The sequence below is a fragment of the Candidatus Villigracilis proximus genome, assembly GCF_016717045.1.
Lineage (GTDB): Bacteria > Chloroflexota > Anaerolineae > Anaerolineales > Villigracilaceae > Villigracilis > Villigracilis proximus.
In genome coordinates, this window is sequence record NZ_JADJUO010000010.1 from 1 (window position 1) to 18,362 (window position 18,362).

An 18,362-nucleotide genomic window follows, 5' to 3' on the forward strand; every position below is an offset into this window, starting at 1 on the left:
CCAGAGTCTGTGTTCCAAATTGAAGTACTCACTTCATCCCCATTTATGCCAGCGGCATTTGCCATCTTCAAATAACGCGCCAGCTATAATCGTATCATCAGATATAGACACGTGAACAGCAAATTCATCGCCTGCTTCTGTGTTAGAGGCTTTTAAATAAGCCTGCTGACTCAAACCCCTGCTGTGCGGGTGAAGACATACGCAGCACCAGGATTGCATTACGGCTGGATTATCGGCCTGATTGCCATTCCACCAGTTGCGTTACTATCTTCATATCGCGCTGTAACGACAAGGGTATCTCCAAAGAGTGACACATCCCAGCCGAAGTAGTCGCCTGCTTCGGTATTTGAGGCTTTTAGGTAGGCTTGCTGAGTCCAAACTCCCCCAGCGCGGGTAAAGAAACTGACATGGCATTGCCAAATAGATCACTTTCTTCAGTGTTAGAGGCTTTCAGATAGGCTTGTTGAGTATTAGGAACTACCCCGCAGGCAACAAGGCTTTGACTTGTGCCCAATCAGCTGAATTCAAACTGGTGGAGGTTTCAAATCTGTTGATTCAACCGCCTGCACAGACGGAACAAACACGGCGCTGCCAAGCAGGGATGCCAGTAACGCGACAAGAGTAAAAATATTGAACGTTATTTTTGATCGGATTTTCATTATATATTCTCCATAGAAGTTGGATAATCTTATTTTTTCTGCGGCGTTGAATAAACGGATTCACAGGGAAATACAATCACAGATTGCCGCAGCCAATAGACACAAAAATCATATCTGCAGTTTTTTAGAATTTTTATGAGGGTTTGATTTACGCTTCCCCCATTTTTTTTATTCGTGAACATCTTACACCCCGCGAAAAAGAAAGTCAAGATTCTCACAATTCACCCATGGCTCTTCCAGAGGTGGGAAATCTTAACAAGCGCACCCACGCATACATAAATTCTATATTTTCCCCGCAATAAGGTTTTGACTTTATAAAAGCGGTTAAAAAATCCGTTGTGCATTGTCCCCTGCAAACAAATGTGGTTAAATCGCTCTGTTATAAAATCCAGACGTAGGAATAGAGCCATGCACATCCTTGGAATTGACGTAGGTGGATCAGGCATCAAAGGCGCCCGTAGACACAGAAACAGGCCTGCTGCTTGCAGAGCGGATTCCGGATTAAGACACCCAAAAAAGGCGAACCCGAACCCGTGGCCGAAGTGGTCAACCAGATCGCGCAATCCTTCAACTGGCGGGGGCCGATCGGCATTGGGTTTCCTGCGCCGATCAAAGGCGGGGTGACCATGATGGCGGCCAACGTCTCAGAAAAATGGGTTGGCACCAATGCAGATGCGCTCTTCACCAAAGTCACAGGCTGTGACTGCACAATGATCAACGACGCGGATGCAGCCGGGCTGGCGGAAATGCACTTCGGCGCCGGGCGCGGACAACCCGGGACCGTGATCATGATCACCCTCGGGACAGGCATCGGCTCCGCGATCTTTCACCGCGGACAACTGCTCCCCAACACTGAATTTGGTCACCTCGAAATAGAAGGGGAAGACGCAGAATTCCGCGCTTCTGATGCGGCTCGTCAACGCGATGACCTTTCCTGGAAAAAATATGCCCGGCGGCTCAATAAATACCTGGCGACAATGGAAACTCTTTTCTGGCCCAATCTGTTTATTATTGGCGGCGGCATTAGCAAAGAGTCTGAAAAGTTTTTACCTTTGCTTACGCTTGAAACGCCCGTTGTACCCGCGCAGTTATTAAATGAAGCCGGCATCGTCGGCGCAGCGCTGGCAGTTCGAAAAGGCGTTTAATTTTTATCCAACAGATCCTAAAGTAAACAGTCACAAAATATGACCCACCCCCGAAATTAAGGTTTCGAGGGTGGGTTCGTTTTTAAGAATAAATGGGACGCAGATTGCTTCGCACACTAACCCACGCTGACAAATGCAAAAAGTCAGCGTTTTCTGCATGAGCCAGCGTGTGGTCAGCGCGGAGAAACCCGAAGCGCAGGCTGGCAGCGTGATCCCGAATCTCGAAGATGCATATCTCTATTTCATCGGCTCGCACAACGACGGACATCAGCAATTCCAGTTTATCCATTACTCACGTTAATGAAATTGCTCCTGTTCCACAAAATAAAAAACTCCCCGAGATTTTCATCCCGGGGAGTTTCCAGTATTCAGTGTGAATTAGTTGACCACAACTACGTTAGTAGCCTGCGGACCCTTGGGGCCTTTCTCAACGGTGAATTCTACTTTCTGACCTTCTTCAAGATTTTTGAAACCGTCGCCCTGGATCGCGGAGAAGTGGACGAATACATCTGCGCCGCCTTCACGAGCAAGAAAGCCGTAGCCCTTGCTTCCGTTGAACCATTTGACTGTTCCTGTAATACGTTCTGACATGTTTGCCTCCTATGGCAAATAAAAAATTTGGAGGACCCGGTGCTTTCGCCAGAACTCTAAAACAAAACGGCTCATGGACTGTTACCCATGAGCCGATGGTTATACTTCCAAAGCGAACTACTGGTATCCGTGTAGGGCACTACTTTATCATGTCGATTAGGATGTGTCAATCATGACTTTCAAAAAGCTTTTACGACTTTACCAAAGTGAATTTGTCTTTCCCGATCCGGTAATTTCCATTGTGCTTCAATACTTTTTCAACCAAAGCTTCGGGCACATCCACATAGGTGAATTTATCTTCAATGCGGATCTTGCCGATGGAACTGCCGGGGATGTCGGCGTGATGAGCGATCGTGCCCACAATATCATTCGGGCGGACGCCATTCTCTTTGCCTTTGTTCAACTTCAAACGGATCATACCAGCTTCGTGAGAGGCGCGTTTGTTTCCAGAATCGCGTTCGCCGCGTTTTCCAAAATCGCGTTTGCCATCTCTGCTCTGCGGTTTACCGCGGCCATATTCACGATCGCCGCGATCACGATAAGAGGAGGAACGGCCTTCGGATGCGGCAACATCTGTCACGTTGGCAACCGGGCGCTGCTTCTCATCGGCACGGGATAATTTCAAAGCGGCGGCGGCAATTTCCATTGCGTCATGGCCTTCTTCGACCAAACGCGCCACGAGTTCACGCTCGCGTTGATAACGTCCACGGCCAAGCCAGATCTTCATCTGCTCGAGTACCTGATCTTCGCGATGTTGATTAATATCCGCGGCGGTTGGAAGTTTCCCAAGCGTAAGCGCCTGCTTGGTCATGTGTTCGATCTCGCGCAAACGGCGCTTCTCGCGCGGGGCGAATAATGAAATGGCAATACCGGTCTTGCCGGCGCGGCCTGTGCGTCCAATACGATGGACATACACTTCGGCATCATCAGGCAGGTGATAATTGAAAACATGTGAAATATCGTCGATGTCCAAACCACGGGCGGCAACATCTGTGGCGACCAACACTTTAATCTGGCCGGCGCGGAATCTGCCGAGGATTTGTTCACGGGCATTTTGTTCGAGGTCGCCATTCAAGGCTTCAGCGGGGAAGCCGCGTGAAGAAAGTTGACTCGCAAGCTGGCCGGTTTCGACACGAGTGCGGACGAATATCAACGCGCTGGTAATGGGTTCGATCTCGAAGAGATTTGTCAGCGCTGCAAGTTTGTCGCCTTCATGAACCAGGTAGTAGCGTTGTTCGATGGCTGATACAGTGAGAGTCGACTTTTTGATGGTGATCGATTGCGGGTCACGCATGAAGCGGTCTGCGAGGTGGCGAATGCGCACGGGGAGAGTCGCGCTAAAGAGAGCGGTCTGCCGGGCGGCGGGAGTCGCAGAGAGAATTTCCTCCACGGGTTCAATGAAACCCATGTTGAGCATTTCATCTGCTTCATCAAGCACAACCGATTTGATCATGCTTAAGTCCAATACTTTGCGTGCCATCAAGTCAATGATACGGCCCGGGGTACCGACAACGATATCCACACCGCGCTTGAGTTGATTCACCTGCGGACCATAAGGCTGTCCGCCGTATACTGCGAGTACGCGCACCTTAAGATGCTTGCCGTATTGTTCCATCGCGGAGGCAACTTGAACAGCGAGTTCACGCGTAGGCGCAAGAATAAGCGCCTGCGGAAGTCGTTGATGAATGAAATTGTGAAGAATGGGGAATGCAAAGGCGGCAGTTTTACCGGTGCCGGTTTGAGCCTGACCGATTACGTCCACGCCTGTCAGCATGAGGGGGATCATTTCGGCCTGAATGCCTGTGGGTGTTATATAGCCAAGTTCAAGAATGGCCTGCTCCAACTCTGGGCGCAGGTTTAAAGAAGTGAATTCGGTTGTCATAGATTTCCTTTTGTCATTGCAACGGGTCGCAGTGACACTAAATTATGAAATGTTTTGACAACTCTTTCCAACTTCCTTCTTGCCAACAAAGTTTACTTTTGCAAGTAAACCCGCCCAACAAAAAAGCCCGAATAGATTTCATCGGGCTTACAGTTCAGAGTGATCAAAACAATTTCCCAAAAAATGCTCTCCGTTGAGAGCGGACAAAAGTTTACCACAGAATTTGTTTTATATCGTCATCAATACGATGGCGATCAAAGCTGAGCCGATGCCGAGCCATTGGCTGAGAGACAGGCGTTCCTTGAGGAAGATCCACGCCAATACCACCGTCGCACCGGGGAAGAGGGAACTTAACACGGCAGCCACATCCAACCGGCCAGCCTGACTGGCAAGGATGAAAAATAAATTTCCGGAAATATCAAGAATACCGTTCAAAGTGATCATAGGCCACGCAGACTTATCTTCCACTTTCCATGAGGAATGGGTAACAAGCATATAGGTGACGATCAATATCATGCCGCCGCTGCGGGAGGCGACCATCGGCCAGATGGTGGCGCCGGTGCTGGTGGCCTCACCCATCAGGACAAAGTAAAAGCCAAACCCAATGCCTGCAAGCAGTGGCAGTTTCAAGCTGGAAAGATGCGAAACGCGAAGCGTATCCATCACACCGCCTGCACTTTGTGAGATCATCCACACCGCAAAGAGGGCGAAGCCAAATCCGATGATGGTTTCCACACCCGGAAACCCATCTCTGAAGAGTCCGATCAAAACCGGAAGTGTGGCGGCCAGCAAAGCAGAGACCGGCGTGGCGATGCTCATCAGACCGAGAGTCATGGCGTGATATAAAAACATTAAGCCCACTGTTCCAAACGCGCCAGCGAGCATGGCGAGCATCCACGATCTGCGATCAGGGATGGACTCGCCAACGAACATAATGACAAAAAATAAAAAGAAGATGCCGACAATTTCGCCATACAGCACAGTGCGATATGCGCCCGCCTTACGCGAAGCAAGCCCGCCTGTGAAATCGCCCGCACCCCAACCAATGGCGGCGAAGAGACCGTAGATGATGGATAACAATGAATACCGTCCTTGAAAATTTGACGGTGGACAATTGACGGCGAACCATTTTATGGTCTATCGTCTATTGTCCATCGTTTGTTATTATGCTTTTGCCCGTTCCAAAACCTTTTGCGCATTCTTTAAGAGCGGCATATCGATCATCTTACCATCGAGAGAATACGCGCCTTTGCCTTCTTTTTGACTCGCTTCAAATGTTTCGACGATCCGTTTTGCATACGCAATCGCTTCATCACTCGGAGTGAATGCAGTCTGCACCGGCTCCACCTGCGCAGGATGAATAATTTGCTTGCCCATGAAACCAAGCCGCGCACCGAATTCAGATTCGGCACGCAGGGATTCAACATCTTTATAATCAATGGTGACAATATCAATCGGTTGCAGATCATTGGCGGCGCAGGCCACAATCACCGCCTGACGTGCATATAACAACTCAACTGCATCTTTGGTACGAGTCGCGCCAATTGACGCGGCAAAATCTTCACCGCCAAAGATGATCGCATCCAACCGTGGATGTGACGCGATCTCTTTTAGATTCAAGATCCCTTTGGCAGTTTCCACACCGATCAAAACGCGGATTGAATTAATCGGCCAGCCATATTTCAACTCGGCGGCTTCGATAATTTTCGACGCCCATTCCACCTGCTCAAAAGATTCCACTTTGGGAATCACAATTCCATCGGGATGATGTGGAAGTACCGCATCAATATCTGCCTGTTCCCAGCCTGAGCCAACGGAGTTGATCCGCGCCAGTTTTTCGCTTGCGCCGAAATCCAATTCCTGCAAAGCTTTGACAATAGTTGCGCGTGCCTCGGCATTTTTATTTACCGCCGCGCCGTCTTCCATATCCATACAAATTGAATCCACGCCAAGCGTAACGGATTTTGAGATCATCTTCCAGTTATCGCCCGGCATGTAAAGTAATGCGCGTCGTGAGTGCATGTGAGTCTCCGTTTAAAAAATAGTCGAAAGTCAAAGGTCGAAGGTCTGACTTTTGACTTTCGACCTTTGACGATTTTTTTTCTATGGCAAAAAGTCCAAGCGCTGACCGCTCTTTAGGAACATCGCGGTTCGTTCAAATTCGATCACAATCGTACCATCAGATTTTTTACCCCAATGTCTTAACTTTACGATGCCCACATTCATTCTCGATTTTGACTCGCGGCTTTCCAGCACTTCGGTTTCAGCGTAGATCGTATCGTTATGAAAGGTCGGGTTGGGATGCGTGACCTTATCGTAACTTAAATTTGCAATGATCGTCCCTTCGCTGATATCAGAAACCGTCAACCCAACCACCAATCCCAGTGTGAAAATCCCATTCACAATGCGCTGACCAAATTCCGTATTCGCGGCAAATTCTTCATTGACATGCAAAGGCTGGGTGTTCATGGTCAACGACGAGAACAGCACATTATCCATTTCGGTGATCGTGCGTCCCGCCGAATGTTTGAAATGCATCCCCACTTTCAACTCTTCAAAATATTTTCCGGCCATTTAGTCCTCCATTTCGATCAGGATCTGCTCACGCTCCACGGTCTGTCCTTGCGCCGCGTAGACCATTTTGACAACACCATCCTTCAAAGCCTGAATGCGGATTTCCATCTTCATGGCCTCCATCGTCAGCAGGGTTTGACCTTTCTTCACGGCATCTCCCGCGCTGACAGAAACGCTTCGCACCTGACCGGGCATTGGGGCGATCAATCCCCCGGCATGATCGTGGCGGACGCCGCGCTTCGCTCCCGAGGTTTTCGTCAGCATTATTGTCTGCCCGTCGATCGTCACCCAGCGCTTCGCGCCATCAGAAGATACGTGAACGGATTTGAAAACGGATTCACGGATAAGCGCAGAGTCAGACATGTCGGTAAAACGCAAGTCCATGCGTCCCTGACCAAAATCCACGCGGACAATTTCGATCCGCATCTTTTTACCGTCCATCATGGCCACATAGCCATCACCTGACGGATTAATTTCAAGCGACTGCGCATCAAATATGATCTTCATTGGTCGCTCACTCTATAATTATTCGTCTGCTTCCACGGATTAAATGGATCGGTCTCATTGGAAACCGCCGGCTGTGACTTTGTCCCCGCAAAGACCACATCCGTGAGGGCTGCTGCGATCAAACTATGGAGTGCAGGAGCTTGCTCCTGCATCTGCAAGTCAAACAGCAAGCTGTTTGACTCCATAATTAACTCCATATTTAATTCAACCCAGCGCGTGGATATTTTCCCCTGAGCAAAATCTTCATGTTTCAGCACCGCCTGCATGAAATCAATATTCGTCACCACGCCATGCACAATGAATTCACTTTCAGCGGTTCTGCATTCTTTGAATGGCCGCATCACGATCTTCAGCATGGACAATTAACTTCGCCAGCAGCGGGTCGTAAAAATGAGTCACTTCACTGCCGGCTGTGAATCCCGAATCCACGCGGATGCCGGGGCCGCGCGGTTCGATGAATTGCAAAAGTTTGCCGGTACTGGGCATAAATCCATGCGCGGGGTCTTCAGCGTAGACGCGGCACTCGATGGCATGTCCGCGCTGGTGGAAGTCACTTTGGGTAAATGGGAATTTCTCGCCCGCCGCGATTCGAATCTGCCACTGGACAAGGTCAATGCCGGTTACGAGTTCGGTGATGGGATGTTCAACTTGCAGGCGGGTGTTCATCTCAAGAAAGAAAAAAGAGGAAAGAACGGGATCGAAGATGAACTCGATGGTTCCTGCGTTGTAGTAATTTACGGCTTTGGCTGCGTTGACAGCGGCTTCGCCCATCTTTGCGCGGATTTCAGGAGTTAATAACGGCGATGGAGTCTCTTCGATAATTTTCTGATGTCTGCGCTGTACGGAACATTCACGCTCAAACAAGTGGATTAAATTTCCATGCTGATCGCCAAAGACCTGAAATTCAATATGATGTGCGTTGGCGATATATTTTTCGATCAACAATCTTTCATCACCAAAAGAATTCAAGGCTTCACTGCGCGCAGAGTCGATGGCTTCGCTTAGTTCATTTTCTGCATTGACCACGCGCATACCTTTGCCGCCGCGGCCGGCTGATGCTTTGATCAAGACCGGATAGCCAATTTCCTCTGCGGCCTGCCTGAATTCGTCCTCTGACTCCAGCCCTTCAAAACCAGGGACAGTGGGCACACCGGCTTTTTTCATGGCGATCTTCGACTCGGCTTTATCTCCCATGGCGCGGATCGAATCTGCCGAAGGGCCGATAAATTTCAGGTTTGCTGATTCAACTTTCAGGGCGAAGGATGCGTTCTCTGAGAGGAAGCCATAGCCCGGATGAATGGCATCTGCTTTTGAGTCGAGCGCGGCCTGCACAAGTTTATCCATATTTAAATAAGATTCTTTCGGCGCTGCATCGCCCAGCAAAATGGATTCATCCGCAAACTGCACATGCAAAGAATTTTTATCAGCGTCAGAATAGACGGCAACTGTTTTGATGCCAAGCTCACGGCAGGCGCGCATGATGCGAATGGCGATCTCGCCGCGATTGGCGATGAGGATTTTGGTGAAGGGCGGAGTCATAGTGAAAAATGAAACGTGAAACGTGAAGGATTCATGGTAAGGGAATTTTCTCCGACAAATCTACTTCTGAGATTTGCAACTCGGGCACTACAAGATAAGAAGCTGGCTGTTCTCTTAAGATTTGTCCGCGTTGCTGTGGAATCATTGTCAGTAACAACTTGATAATTTGAGTCAAAAGAGAAATACGATGGCGTACGACTTCATCTTTGAGAATGTGATGCGATTTGTAATACCAATCGCGGCTCTCGCGTGCCGATCCAAGAGAGTATTGATAAAACTGGGCACGGGATTTCCCTGTGTGATGAGAATAGCCTTCGGCAAGATTCGCGCTGACGGAACCAAGTGAACGATAAAGTTGATCTGCCAGCCCAAGCGTGCGGCGATCTTTCATTAGCTCAGTCACATCGTGCCAGCCAATTTCCGTGGCAAATAAAGAAAGGCGATAAGCCTCCACCTTCCACAAAGTATCGCCTTTTATCTCTGCCGGTAAACTCGCAACCCATTCATCAAAGGTCATTGCAATTATTCCTCACGTTTCATTCTTCACTCATCAATCGAAGCAATTCCGCTTCTCTCTCTGCTGATAGTCCCGCTTTCCATTCATGATTCTCCGGCCGTTCTGATGCCCATTGAATGGTATCGCGCGCCGTTTGTTCCAGCGGCGTAAATTTCAAACCGGCATTCACTGCTTTTGAAATATCCACGCGAGCGAAGCCGGCATCTTCTCGATTATCTGGAACCCAAACCGGCATGTCGCTCCACGCGGCTACTTTATTTTTTTCAAGAAATTCCACAGATGCCCATTTGAATTTCGCATCACTCGCGCTGACCAGTTTGCAGGTATCAAGCAAAGCGCCCAGCGTCAATTCATGATCCGGTCCCGTTGCATTGAAAACGCCGGACACATTTTGTTGAATGAGTTCAATAATAAAATCTGAAAGATCGCGCACATCAACGATCTGAATTGGCGTTTCAGTTTTTTCAGGCGCAAGCACATCACCGCCGCGCGCCACACGCACCGGCCAATACGTGAAACGATCAGTCGGGTCATGCGGGCCAACGATCAGCCCGGGGCGGATGATAAGCGAGTCGATGCCAAACACATCCTGCACTGTCTTTTCGCACAACGCTTTCAGCGGACCATACGCGCCGCCGCCAACATCTTCGACAGATTCATCTTCGATCTTCCCGACGGGGTCGCTTTCATTGATGCCGATCTTGCTGAAATCAGAATAAACGGAAATGCTCGAGATGAAAACATAACGCTCGACTTTATCTCTCAACGCCTCAGCAGACATGCGGACGATGCGCGGAAAATATCCGCAGGTATCAATCACCGCATCCCACGTACCTGTGAGCTGATCCAGATCCCGTTCACGATCTCCCCGTATCTTTTCCACTTGACCAAACAGATTCGGGTTGGATTGTCCACGGTTGAACAATGTCACTTCATGTCCGCGGGCGCGGGCCGCGTTGACCAGATGACGTCCAACAAAACGAGTACCGCCGATGATTAAAATTTTCATTTCTGCATCCTCATCAATTTGGCTTCGACAGCTTTGGCCTCGCCACCCTCTGGACTTATATTATAGGCAGTGACCATGAGTTCGTCAGCAATCAATTCAACTTCTGTGCGCCAGTTCCAGTCCGGTCCGCCGGTTGGGTCGGGGTAACTGCCTGTGACGGCGAATCCATTTTCTTTTTCTGCGCCGATGCAAAACATAATGCCAGTGCCAGTGTGAAACGAGTCCACCCATGAAGTTTCAAATTGTTCGAGCGTGGTGTTGTAGCCAAAAGTGAACATTCCATGCTGAGCTTCGCCTTCAATGGAGCCTTGATACAGAAAGAGCGCAAAGCGGCCTTCGAGCAAAAGTTGAATGGTCCCAACAATTTGAGCTTCTTCAGCGAGCTTTTCAGGTTCAAGCCAGAGTTTGGATGTGCCGCGCCAGTTGCCGGCCATTCGTGCGAAGAAGTGATGAGGTGTATCGATTGAGTTTGAGAAGGTCATGATGAAAATCCTTATTTGATATAAAACACTGATAACTCCGAAGGAGTGAAATAATTATAGATTTGCAAATGGTTTTTTCGAAACCCCAAAGGGGTGACATGGATCGAAAAGAACTATGCCATCCCTTCGGGATTGAATCCGGCTTCACTTCTTTCTATAATCTTTTCATCCCTTCGGGATTACATTCGGAACACGCCGAAGCCGCCTTCTTCTTTTGGCGAATTCAAAACGATCGATAACGCCAACCCCAGCACTTGACGTGTTTCATCGGGGGCGATGACGCCATCATCCCATAATCGCGCGGATGAATGATATGGACTGCCTTCGGTTTCGTATTTCTCCAACAGTGGACGTTTGAACTCGTCCGCTTCTTCCTGGCTGAGAGCTGGTTTGCCTTCTCTGATGAGTTGATCTTGCTTGATGGTTAAGAGCACATTCGCGGCCTGCTCTCCGCCCATGACGGAGATTCTCGCATTGGGCCACATCCATAGAAAACGTGAGCCGTAGGCGCGGCCGGCCATGGCGTAGTTGCCTGCGCCGAACGGGTAGCCGTGGATGCGGGCAAAGCCGCAGATGAGGGTTGTGCCATAGCGGGCTTTGAATTCACGGAATTTACTGCCATCCACCAGACGGGCAATGATCTCATGCACGTCATAGGATTCTTTAAACGTGCGCGGCAGGACGCCGTACAATTCTTCAGGGGCGTATAAAGGCTCTTCTGGCGGAGCAACATCCAGCGCGGAAAGATTCGATTGCAAACTTCCTCGGGGCAGAGTCTCTACGATGCTGCGTAAAATCTCAATGGCATGATCATCATCCTCGGCGAAGTGATCCGCAACACCGCTCTTACGGGTATGGACATCCGCCCCGCCCAATTCTTCAGCAGTGACATCTTCACCGGTGGCCGCCTTCACGAGCGGCGGGCCGCCCAGAAAGATCGTGCCTGCACCTTTGACAATAATCGCTTCATCACTCATGGCAGGGACGTAGGCGCCGCCCGCCGTGCAATTGCCCATGACCGCCGCGATCTGCGGAATGCGCTTGGCAGACATGCGCGCCTGATTGTAAAAAATGCGTCCGAAGTGATGCGCATCGGGGAAGACCTCATCCTGCAAAGGCAAAAATGCCCCGCCTGAATCAACAAGATACAGACAGGGCAGATGATTTTCTTCGGCGATCTGCTGCGCGCGCAAATGCTTTTTGACGGTCATCGAAAAATACGAACCGCCTTTAACCGTGGCGTCGTTGGCAACGATCACCACTTCGCGATTGGACACACGTCCGATGCCGGTGACAATGCCCGCGCCCGGCGCTTCGCCGCGATACATGTCACCTGCCGCCAGCGGAGAAAGCTCGAGAAACGGCGCGCCGGGATCAAGCAATCTTTCAATGCGCTCACGCACAAAAAGTTTCCCCTGCTCTTCATGGCGTTGACGATATTTCTCGCCGCCGCCCTGACGCACAAGCACGAGCCGCTTTTTCAATTCACTCGCGAGGGCGCGGTTGTGTTCTGCGTTGGCTTTGAATTCGTCGGAGTTCGGATTAAGTGCGGAGGAGAGAGTTTCCATTTTTAGTTTGGTAGTCCCGTGGTTGATTGGCTGGATGGTTAGTAAACAGTTATCAGTAATCAGTAGAGAGAATAGAAAGTGGAAAGTGGTGAGTGGGTGGAGGAAAGACGAAAGAGGAAAGAAGTGGTGGGGCGAGTCTAGCATAAAAAGGGGGGATAAGGAATGAGGGATGAGTAATAAGTAATGAGGAAAAAGGGAGAAGTAAAAAGGACTCGGTGATGGGCTGAGTCCTTTTGTATTCTTTGTCCATGATGGTGGTTTCAACCCCCTCCGCCCTGCGGACACCTACCACTCGCTTCGCTTCGGGTACGATGTCCCCCAAATACGACATTGAAGCGCTTTCAGTTGACTAAAATTTACAAGTCGTACACTTCGCGGGGGAGGACGGGTAGGGGCAGTCTTTAATTCCTCATTCATCATTCTTCATTCATCATTTTCAACATTCTCTCCGCTTCTTCATATGCGACCTTGTAATAATACGGCGGACCATCGCAATAGGCCAGTTTCAGCGCGGACTCGGCATATTCCTTTGCCTTGGTTTTGTCCTTCTCCTGCTCCAGTGCGTATTGCGCGAGGAAGAGATTCACATCCGCCCCCTGCAACACATACCCGCTGCGCTCCGTGATCATCAACGCCTCGGACGCTTTTTCTTGCGCGTCTTTGAAATCGCCTTGGGCGTAACGTAAACGAGCAACATCAAGCAAAATGTCGGCTTCATGGTCAACCATATTGATTTGCTGACAGAGATTGAGCGCTTTAGACAGGTTTTCTCCTGCCAGTGTCAATTCATTATTTGCGCGATATGCCGCCAAGTAGCCAGTGAGCGCGAATATAATCATGGGGATAAGGCATATATTTTATTGAATGTTCTTCTGCTAATTTAAGGGCTTGAGCAGCGAATTCAATTGAGGAATCTATATGTTTTTGCCCATTAGCTCTACCAAATAACGAGGCGATGTAAAGAACGATATGCCCAATTACCAGAGCCTAAATTTGTTTCTACCGTCCCCATTCCATCAAATATTTTTTGACTCTTTAATAACTCTTGCTCTGCCTCATGCCAAGCACCACGATAAGACAGGACACGCCCTAAGGCCTGATGACCCACAGCCTCTTGGAATAATTCATCGTCCACGACTTTCTTGCGGCACAGTTTAATTTTACGGCGCAAATTGCGTTCTGCTAAATTCAGTGAGCCTAAAATCAGTTGTTGTGTCGCCACGTTTCCTAGTCCGATGGCAGTATTCGTCTTATCATTCCTCTTTTCAGAAACTGAAATGTAACCTTCAAACAACGAAACTGCACGACGAATCTGTCCACTCATAGTGTAGGAATTAGCGAGTCCATTGAGTCCATGCTTGGGCTTTCATCTTTCAAGTGGGGCAACTTGTCTTCACCATCAAGAAATAAAACGCGTAAAAGTTCAATGCGTAATTGATATGCGCCAAATTGATAGTATGTAGCTTCATTTATACGATCATGAAATAACTTCCATGCCTCATCCAAATTTCCCGCCCTGACCATGTGATGATACAGTTCGATAACGGGCACGAGGTCTTCTAACATTTTCACGGTTTCGGGTTTGGATACGGCCTCAAAGTAATTAATCAAACGGGTGTGCGCAACGGCTCGGTCAGAGGCGGTCAATTGGTCGTAGGCATAACGGCGCACAATGGGGTGTAAGTCAAACATTTTATTACTCTTGTCATACTGCAACAGACCGCGCTTCATCAAATCGCGCAAATCATTCTCCAAAGTTTCTTTGTTTTCAATTATCGACTCCAGCGCATCAAGTTTTGTGGAAGAACGAAAACAGGCAATCGTGCCGAGTAATTTTTGCTGGCGGGATGAAAGTCCGTTGTATGAAACTTCAAGAATATGATTCTGATGAGCTGTTATATCGCCGCTAACGTTCAGCTTTTGAGCAACCACAATATCACCAGCATGTTTGAAGTCGCTCATGATATGTCCAGCCAACAAACGCAGGCTCAGAGGGTGAAATCCATATAATTTGCAGACCTCTTCAATTTCGTGATTACTTCCTTTTTTGAACACCTTGCGCCCTGAAAAACGCAATGGCATCATCCTTGTGCATGGCCTTGAGTTCTTCTTCGCGACAACCTTGGAATGAACTGCCCAATATTTTCGAGAGCATGCGGAGACATGCGCGTGGTCATCAAGGCTTTGCTCTTCATATTGGGCATGGAGCAAATGCTTCTCAAGAAATGCTCAGTGTTGAGATTCACGCAATCACGATCTGTATCTTCCCGCTTTTTATCTTCATCACTTTGGTATGAAGCATTCATATTCCCATATGCACGGAGAAGGCGTTCAAAGCCATCCATGATGAGTAATATTTTTTGAGATTGCATAACTTTAAGCAACTCATCCACCTGCTCGCGTTTTTTCTCCGGCACATCTTGTTTGAGATACTTGAGCGTTTCTTCTATGAAATTCTCAAAACTAGAATCTCCTTCGTAGAAAGACCAGAAGACAACCTTCGTCCATGTTTCGGGATTTACATCATAGGTCAGCCAATGCCATGTCAGCGCGGATTTGCCGAATCCGCCCAGCGCGGAGGATGAACAAGCGATTTTCGGAATCGTCATTCAACCATTGAGTGAGCATGGCACGCTCGGCCACACGTCCCGTAAAATTGGGAGGCATGGGGTAAGGATGTTTGAGATTCCAAGTTTCGGGTTCGTGTTGTTCAGTATTGGTCGAAACAGTTGCGTAATAATTGACGACATTGTTATTGCCATCAATAATCACACTCTTCTCTACATTTCCCACCAACATTAACGGAAGTTTTAGGCTCAGATTTCACCTTGGTATTTTTGTTCTGCTCAGGTTTTAATTTCTTTGTCATAATTGTCCATCCTACCCATCAAATGACGTTCGACCTTTGACGTTCGACCTTCGACCTTTTCTCAACTCCCTCCATTTTACATCCACTTTCCACTTTCCAATCCGTGTTACGATAATATACATGAACTTCTCCCCATCACCAACGACCTGTTCATCGGCACCACCCCTTCAGCGGAAGATTACAACCACCTGCGCGGACTTGGCGTGAAGCTCGTCATCAACATGCGCGTGGAATATCGTCCGCGCAAGGATGAACATGAAACGCCGTTGCAGTTGCTTTGGCTGCCCACATTTGATTCCCCACTGATCCGCATACCGGTTAGATTGTTACATCGCGGAGCGCAGGCTGCAATCGAAACCATCAACAGCGGAGGAAAAGTCTACGCTCATTGCGCGCGCTCCACACAAAATAAAAAAGGCGACCTCGCGCAGCGGGTCGCCTTTTTTCATCATTCATCATTCATCATTCTGAATTTCCCTACCGCGGCGTACTTACATCGTACACAAAGACCTGCACATCCATGCCATCGGTGTTCAACATATCCATCGCGGGTTGAAAGGTGGCGTCTTTGATCTTTTGCATATCGTCCGCGGGCGCATAGACGGAAAGCCGCGCTTCTTCATCAGACATTTTTGCAGCTTTAATTTCCGCGCCGGCAGATGCGGCTTTGATCAGGTCGGTCATTTTTTGAATTGCATCATCAATGGACATAATAGGCTCCCGGTTTGAGTTGCAAAATTATACCAACACGAAAGATTTCGGAAGTCTTTTTTAGACCACCCAAATGGGGGAGCCTCCAATCAGACTTCCGAAATCCGGCATTTATCTATCCGCCCTTCATCTTCGCGACCGTCACACCCTCGCCGCCTTCCTTATCGCCGCCTTCTTCAAACGTATTCACATATTCATGTCCGCGCAGCGCCTCACGCACCGCCTGCCGCAGCCGCCCCGTCCCCTTGCCGTGAATGATCCGCACAAACGGCAGCCCCGAAAGAAACGCCTGCTCCAAATATCTTTCCAGCTTATCAAGCGCATCGTCGGCCATCAGTCCGCGCAAGTCCACTTCCATGCCCGGAGATTTCGAACTGACAGTCACCGTCTCACGCATCATCGTTTTCTTTTTTTCTTCGACAACAACCGGCTCGCCGGATTTCCTGATCAGATCGGATAATCTTGCCCGCACACGTAACGTCCCAATTTGGACTTCCGCATCAGACTCACCCAAAGCTGTTACCAGCCCCTCGGCATTCAACGTGCTGACAGTAACCCGCTCGCCCAACTTAACACCTGTCTTCAACGTTTGACGTTCAACGTTTGACGTTTTTCTTTCAATCGGCTCTTCCACCTTCTCTTCCATCTTGTCCATTTTTTCTTCAATGGCTTTAATGGCCTGCAAAGGTTGACTCGCCTTCTTAAGTTGTGACTTCAACGAATCGATATTACGTTTCATCACCGCAACTTCCAACTCACCTTCGGCGCGGGCTTTGGCTAATGTATCGCGGCGTTCATCTTCTATTTTCTCGAGTCGCTTTTCAAGTTCGCGGGTCTGCGCTTCCAGTTTATCGCGGGCCTTCTCCAGCTTTTCACGTTCACGCGATGTGCGGTTGCGTTCCTTGCGAATATCATCCAGCAATTTATCAGCCCGCAGATCCAGCGGATTAATTTCCGCTTTTGCTGAATCAATGATCGATTGCGGAAGTCCCAGCTTTTGCGCGATCAACAAAGCGTTGGACCTGCCCGGGAGACCGAGAGTCAGCTTGTAGGTCGGGCGAAGCGTTTTAATGTCAAATTCCAAAGAAGCATTGACCACACCGTCGGTACCGTGTGCAAAAGTTTTTAATTCGGGATAATGCGTAGCCACCAAAGTCATCGCGCCTGATTCAAGCAAATGACTCAAGATCGCGCGCGCAATTGCCGCGCCTTCCTGCGGGTCTGTGCCTGAACCCAGTTCATCAAAGATCACAAGTGAACGATGATCTATCTTTTTGATAATGCGGATAATATTCGTGATATGTCCGCTGAAAGTTGAAAGCGACTGCTCGATCGATTGTTCATCGCCGATATCAGACCAAACCGAATGGAAGCACGGCAGTTCCGATCCGCTTTGAGCGGGGATGTGCAGTGAGCACCGCGAGATTTTCCACGCCATACTTTAATTCGTCAACATGCTCGCCAACCTGAGCAGAGACTTCCGCGAGAATACGGCGTTCTTCGTCACGTTCTGAAAGCTGCAATTCACGGATCTGATTATTGGCTTCCACAACCGGCAGCGGTTCCACAAATAAAGTCGCGCCGCTGGAAGATTGGTCGTGAATGATCGATTTTATTTTTCCTTTGAATTCTGCACGCAAAGGAATCACATAACGCCCGTCACGCTGGGTGACGATCGGTTCCTGTAACATCGAAACAGTTTTTGAATCGGTCACATATTTCTGCAAACGACTCATCAACCGATCCTGTGAAATGCGCAGGCTGCGGCGGATCTCGCCAAGTTTGAGCGATGCCGAATCCAAAATTTCGCCGCGATCAGAGAGGATGCGCGAGATCGCGTCCACCAGACCGAAAGTTTCGGGCAGTCCCATGGCGGCCTTCGTCAGGCGCGGATATTCGTCCGCCCGCTTTTCGAAGGCTTTTTTAAGTTCGCGGCATGAGATCAGCGTGGACTTAATATCAAGCAATGCGTGCGCATCGAGTACACCGCCACGCGCAGCGAGGTCCGCTTGCGGGCGGATATCATGCGCGGCGCCGACGCCTGCACTTTGCATCGAAAGTAATTTACGCGCTTCGGTGGTCTCTGCGATGTAGGCGGTTGCCAGTTCATACGAAGAGGTCGGTTCGAGCGCGCGCGCCAGATCCATCGAAGCGGAGAAACCGCAGTAGCCGGCCAGCCGGTCGAGGATCTTTGGGTATTCGAGAACGTTGAGTGTCTTGCTATCCATAATGGAGGATTATACTTTGGAGTCAGACAGCTTGCTGTCTGAGCATACGAGAGGAGTGTCCAATTGTGTGAGCCTACTAAA

At 49.2% G+C, this 18,362-nt stretch carries 26 protein-coding genes; 2 read left to right on the top strand and 24 right to left on the bottom strand.

Going from position 1 to position 18,362, the window contains the following annotated elements:
- Nucleotides 1-33: 33 nt before the first annotated feature.
- From IPL71_RS25930 to IPL71_RS11810, 3 genes are all read right to left on the bottom strand, one after another.
- A complete protein-coding gene (locus tag IPL71_RS25930) occupies nt 34-219 on the bottom strand; it encodes an FG-GAP repeat protein (RefSeq protein WP_514130776.1) in 186 nt (61 codons plus the stop codon).
- Complete coding sequence (locus IPL71_RS25935; RefSeq protein ID WP_514130781.1) at nt 219-422, bottom strand: FG-GAP repeat protein; 204 nt, start codon at nt 420-422, stop codon at nt 219-221. The genes IPL71_RS25930 and IPL71_RS25935 overlap by 1 nt, the downstream gene beginning before the upstream one ends.
- A gap of 102 nt (nt 423-524) precedes the next feature.
- The gene (locus tag IPL71_RS11810; RefSeq protein ID WP_345321814.1) at nt 525-659 is read right to left on the bottom strand and encodes a hypothetical protein; all 135 of its coding nucleotides are present in this window, start codon (nt 657-659) and stop codon (nt 525-527) included.
- Nucleotides 660-1,141: 482 nt separating this feature from the next.
- Between IPL71_RS11810 and ppgK the strand changes: the two genes are divergently transcribed.
- Together ppgK and IPL71_RS11820 are read left to right on the top strand one after the other, a co-directional pair.
- Complete coding sequence (ppgK, locus tag IPL71_RS11815; protein WP_345321816.1) at nt 1,142-1,804, top strand: polyphosphate--glucose phosphotransferase; 663 nt, start codon at nt 1,142-1,144, stop codon at nt 1,802-1,804.
- Nucleotides 1,805-1,937: 133 nt separating this feature from the next.
- Nucleotides 1,938-2,105, top strand: a complete 168-nt coding sequence (locus IPL71_RS11820; RefSeq protein ID WP_345321818.1) for a hypothetical protein — start codon at nt 1,938-1,940, stop codon at nt 2,103-2,105.
- 77 nt (nt 2,106-2,182) lie between these two features.
- Here IPL71_RS11820 and IPL71_RS11825 read toward each other — a convergent pair whose 3' ends face one another.
- The 21 genes from IPL71_RS11825 to IPL71_RS11925 all read right to left on the bottom strand — a co-directional run bounded on the left by IPL71_RS11825 (nt 2,183) and on the right by IPL71_RS11925 (nt 18,281).
- Nucleotides 2,183-2,395 carry a cold-shock protein gene (locus tag IPL71_RS11825; protein WP_345321820.1) on the bottom strand — a complete coding sequence of 71 codons (213 nt, stop codon included), beginning with the start codon at nt 2,393-2,395 and terminating at the stop codon, nt 2,183-2,185.
- Between the two features lie 190 nt (nt 2,396-2,585).
- Complete coding sequence (locus IPL71_RS11830; protein ID WP_345321823.1) at nt 2,586-4,277, bottom strand: DEAD/DEAH box helicase; 1,692 nt, start codon at nt 4,275-4,277, stop codon at nt 2,586-2,588.
- Nucleotides 4,278-4,505: 228 nt separating this feature from the next.
- Complete coding sequence (locus tag IPL71_RS11835) at nt 4,506-5,357, bottom strand: EamA family transporter (protein WP_345321825.1); 852 nt, start codon at nt 5,355-5,357, stop codon at nt 4,506-4,508.
- Between the two features lie 84 nt (nt 5,358-5,441).
- Nucleotides 5,442-6,299, bottom strand: a complete 858-nt coding sequence (locus IPL71_RS11840; protein ID WP_345321826.1) for an HpcH/HpaI aldolase/citrate lyase family protein — start codon at nt 6,297-6,299, stop codon at nt 5,442-5,444.
- An 81-nt stretch (nt 6,300-6,380) separates the two neighbouring features.
- Nucleotides 6,381-6,851, bottom strand: coding sequence for a MaoC family dehydratase (locus IPL71_RS11845; RefSeq protein ID WP_345321827.1), 471 nt, complete (start codon nt 6,849-6,851; stop codon nt 6,381-6,383).
- Complete coding sequence (locus IPL71_RS11850) at nt 6,852-7,358, bottom strand: biotin/lipoyl-containing protein (RefSeq protein ID WP_345321829.1); 507 nt, start codon at nt 7,356-7,358, stop codon at nt 6,852-6,854. It abuts the gene before it with no gap.
- Nucleotides 7,355-7,699, bottom strand: a complete 345-nt coding sequence (locus IPL71_RS11855; protein ID WP_345321831.1) for a hypothetical protein — start codon at nt 7,697-7,699, stop codon at nt 7,355-7,357. The genes IPL71_RS11850 and IPL71_RS11855 overlap by 4 nt, the downstream gene beginning before the upstream one ends.
- Entirely contained in the window at nt 7,668-8,897 is a 1,230-nt protein-coding gene (locus IPL71_RS11860) for an acetyl-CoA carboxylase biotin carboxylase subunit (RefSeq protein ID WP_345321832.1), read from the bottom strand. Before IPL71_RS11860 ends, IPL71_RS11855 begins: the two co-directional genes overlap by 32 nt.
- A 31-nt stretch (nt 8,898-8,928) precedes the next feature.
- Complete coding sequence (locus tag IPL71_RS11865; protein WP_345321834.1) at nt 8,929-9,414, bottom strand: four helix bundle protein; 486 nt, start codon at nt 9,412-9,414, stop codon at nt 8,929-8,931.
- A 19-nt stretch (nt 9,415-9,433) separates the two neighbouring features.
- Entirely contained in the window at nt 9,434-10,423 is a 990-nt protein-coding gene (locus IPL71_RS11870) for an NAD-dependent epimerase/dehydratase family protein (protein WP_345321835.1), read from the bottom strand.
- Entirely contained in the window at nt 10,420-10,905 is a 486-nt protein-coding gene (locus IPL71_RS11875) for a DUF1579 family protein (RefSeq protein WP_345321837.1), read from the bottom strand. Before IPL71_RS11875 ends, IPL71_RS11870 begins: the two co-directional genes overlap by 4 nt.
- Nucleotides 10,906-11,084: 179 nt before the next feature.
- Nucleotides 11,085-12,473 (bottom strand): carboxyl transferase domain-containing protein, encoded by a 1,389-nt coding sequence (locus IPL71_RS11880; protein ID WP_345321838.1) that lies wholly within the window; start codon nt 12,471-12,473, stop codon nt 11,085-11,087.
- A 416-nt stretch (nt 12,474-12,889) separates the two neighbouring features.
- Nucleotides 12,890-13,312: a tetratricopeptide repeat protein gene (locus tag IPL71_RS11885; RefSeq protein ID WP_345321840.1), complete on the bottom strand. Its 423-nt coding sequence runs from the start codon at nt 13,310-13,312 to the stop codon at nt 12,890-12,892.
- A gap of 98 nt (nt 13,313-13,410) precedes the next feature.
- Nucleotides 13,411-13,797 (bottom strand): hypothetical protein, encoded by a 387-nt coding sequence (locus tag IPL71_RS11890; protein WP_345321842.1) that lies wholly within the window; start codon nt 13,795-13,797, stop codon nt 13,411-13,413.
- Complete coding sequence (locus IPL71_RS11895) at nt 13,794-14,435, bottom strand: hypothetical protein (RefSeq protein WP_345321844.1); 642 nt, start codon at nt 14,433-14,435, stop codon at nt 13,794-13,796. The genes IPL71_RS11890 and IPL71_RS11895 overlap by 4 nt, the downstream gene beginning before the upstream one ends.
- A gap of 119 nt (nt 14,436-14,554) precedes the next feature.
- Nucleotides 14,555-15,082, bottom strand: coding sequence for a hypothetical protein (locus IPL71_RS11900; RefSeq protein ID WP_345321846.1), 528 nt, complete (start codon nt 15,080-15,082; stop codon nt 14,555-14,557).
- Complete coding sequence (locus IPL71_RS11905; RefSeq protein ID WP_345321848.1) at nt 14,997-15,245, bottom strand: hypothetical protein; 249 nt, start codon at nt 15,243-15,245, stop codon at nt 14,997-14,999. Before IPL71_RS11905 ends, IPL71_RS11900 begins: the two co-directional genes overlap by 86 nt.
- 423 nt (nt 15,246-15,668) lie before the next feature.
- Entirely contained in the window at nt 15,669-15,794 is a 126-nt protein-coding gene (locus IPL71_RS11910) for a hypothetical protein (protein WP_345321850.1), read from the bottom strand.
- A gap of 25 nt (nt 15,795-15,819) precedes the next feature.
- Nucleotides 15,820-16,053, bottom strand: coding sequence for a hypothetical protein (locus tag IPL71_RS11915; protein WP_345321851.1), 234 nt, complete (start codon nt 16,051-16,053; stop codon nt 15,820-15,822).
- A 115-nt stretch (nt 16,054-16,168) separates the two neighbouring features.
- A complete protein-coding gene (locus IPL71_RS11920) occupies nt 16,169-17,491 on the bottom strand; it encodes an endonuclease MutS2 (RefSeq protein ID WP_345321853.1) in 1,323 nt (440 codons plus the stop codon).
- A complete protein-coding gene (locus IPL71_RS11925) occupies nt 17,406-18,281 on the bottom strand; it encodes a MutS2 family protein (RefSeq protein ID WP_345321855.1) in 876 nt (291 codons plus the stop codon). The genes IPL71_RS11920 and IPL71_RS11925 overlap by 86 nt, the downstream gene beginning before the upstream one ends.
- Between the last annotated feature and the right edge of the window lie 81 nt (nt 18,282-18,362).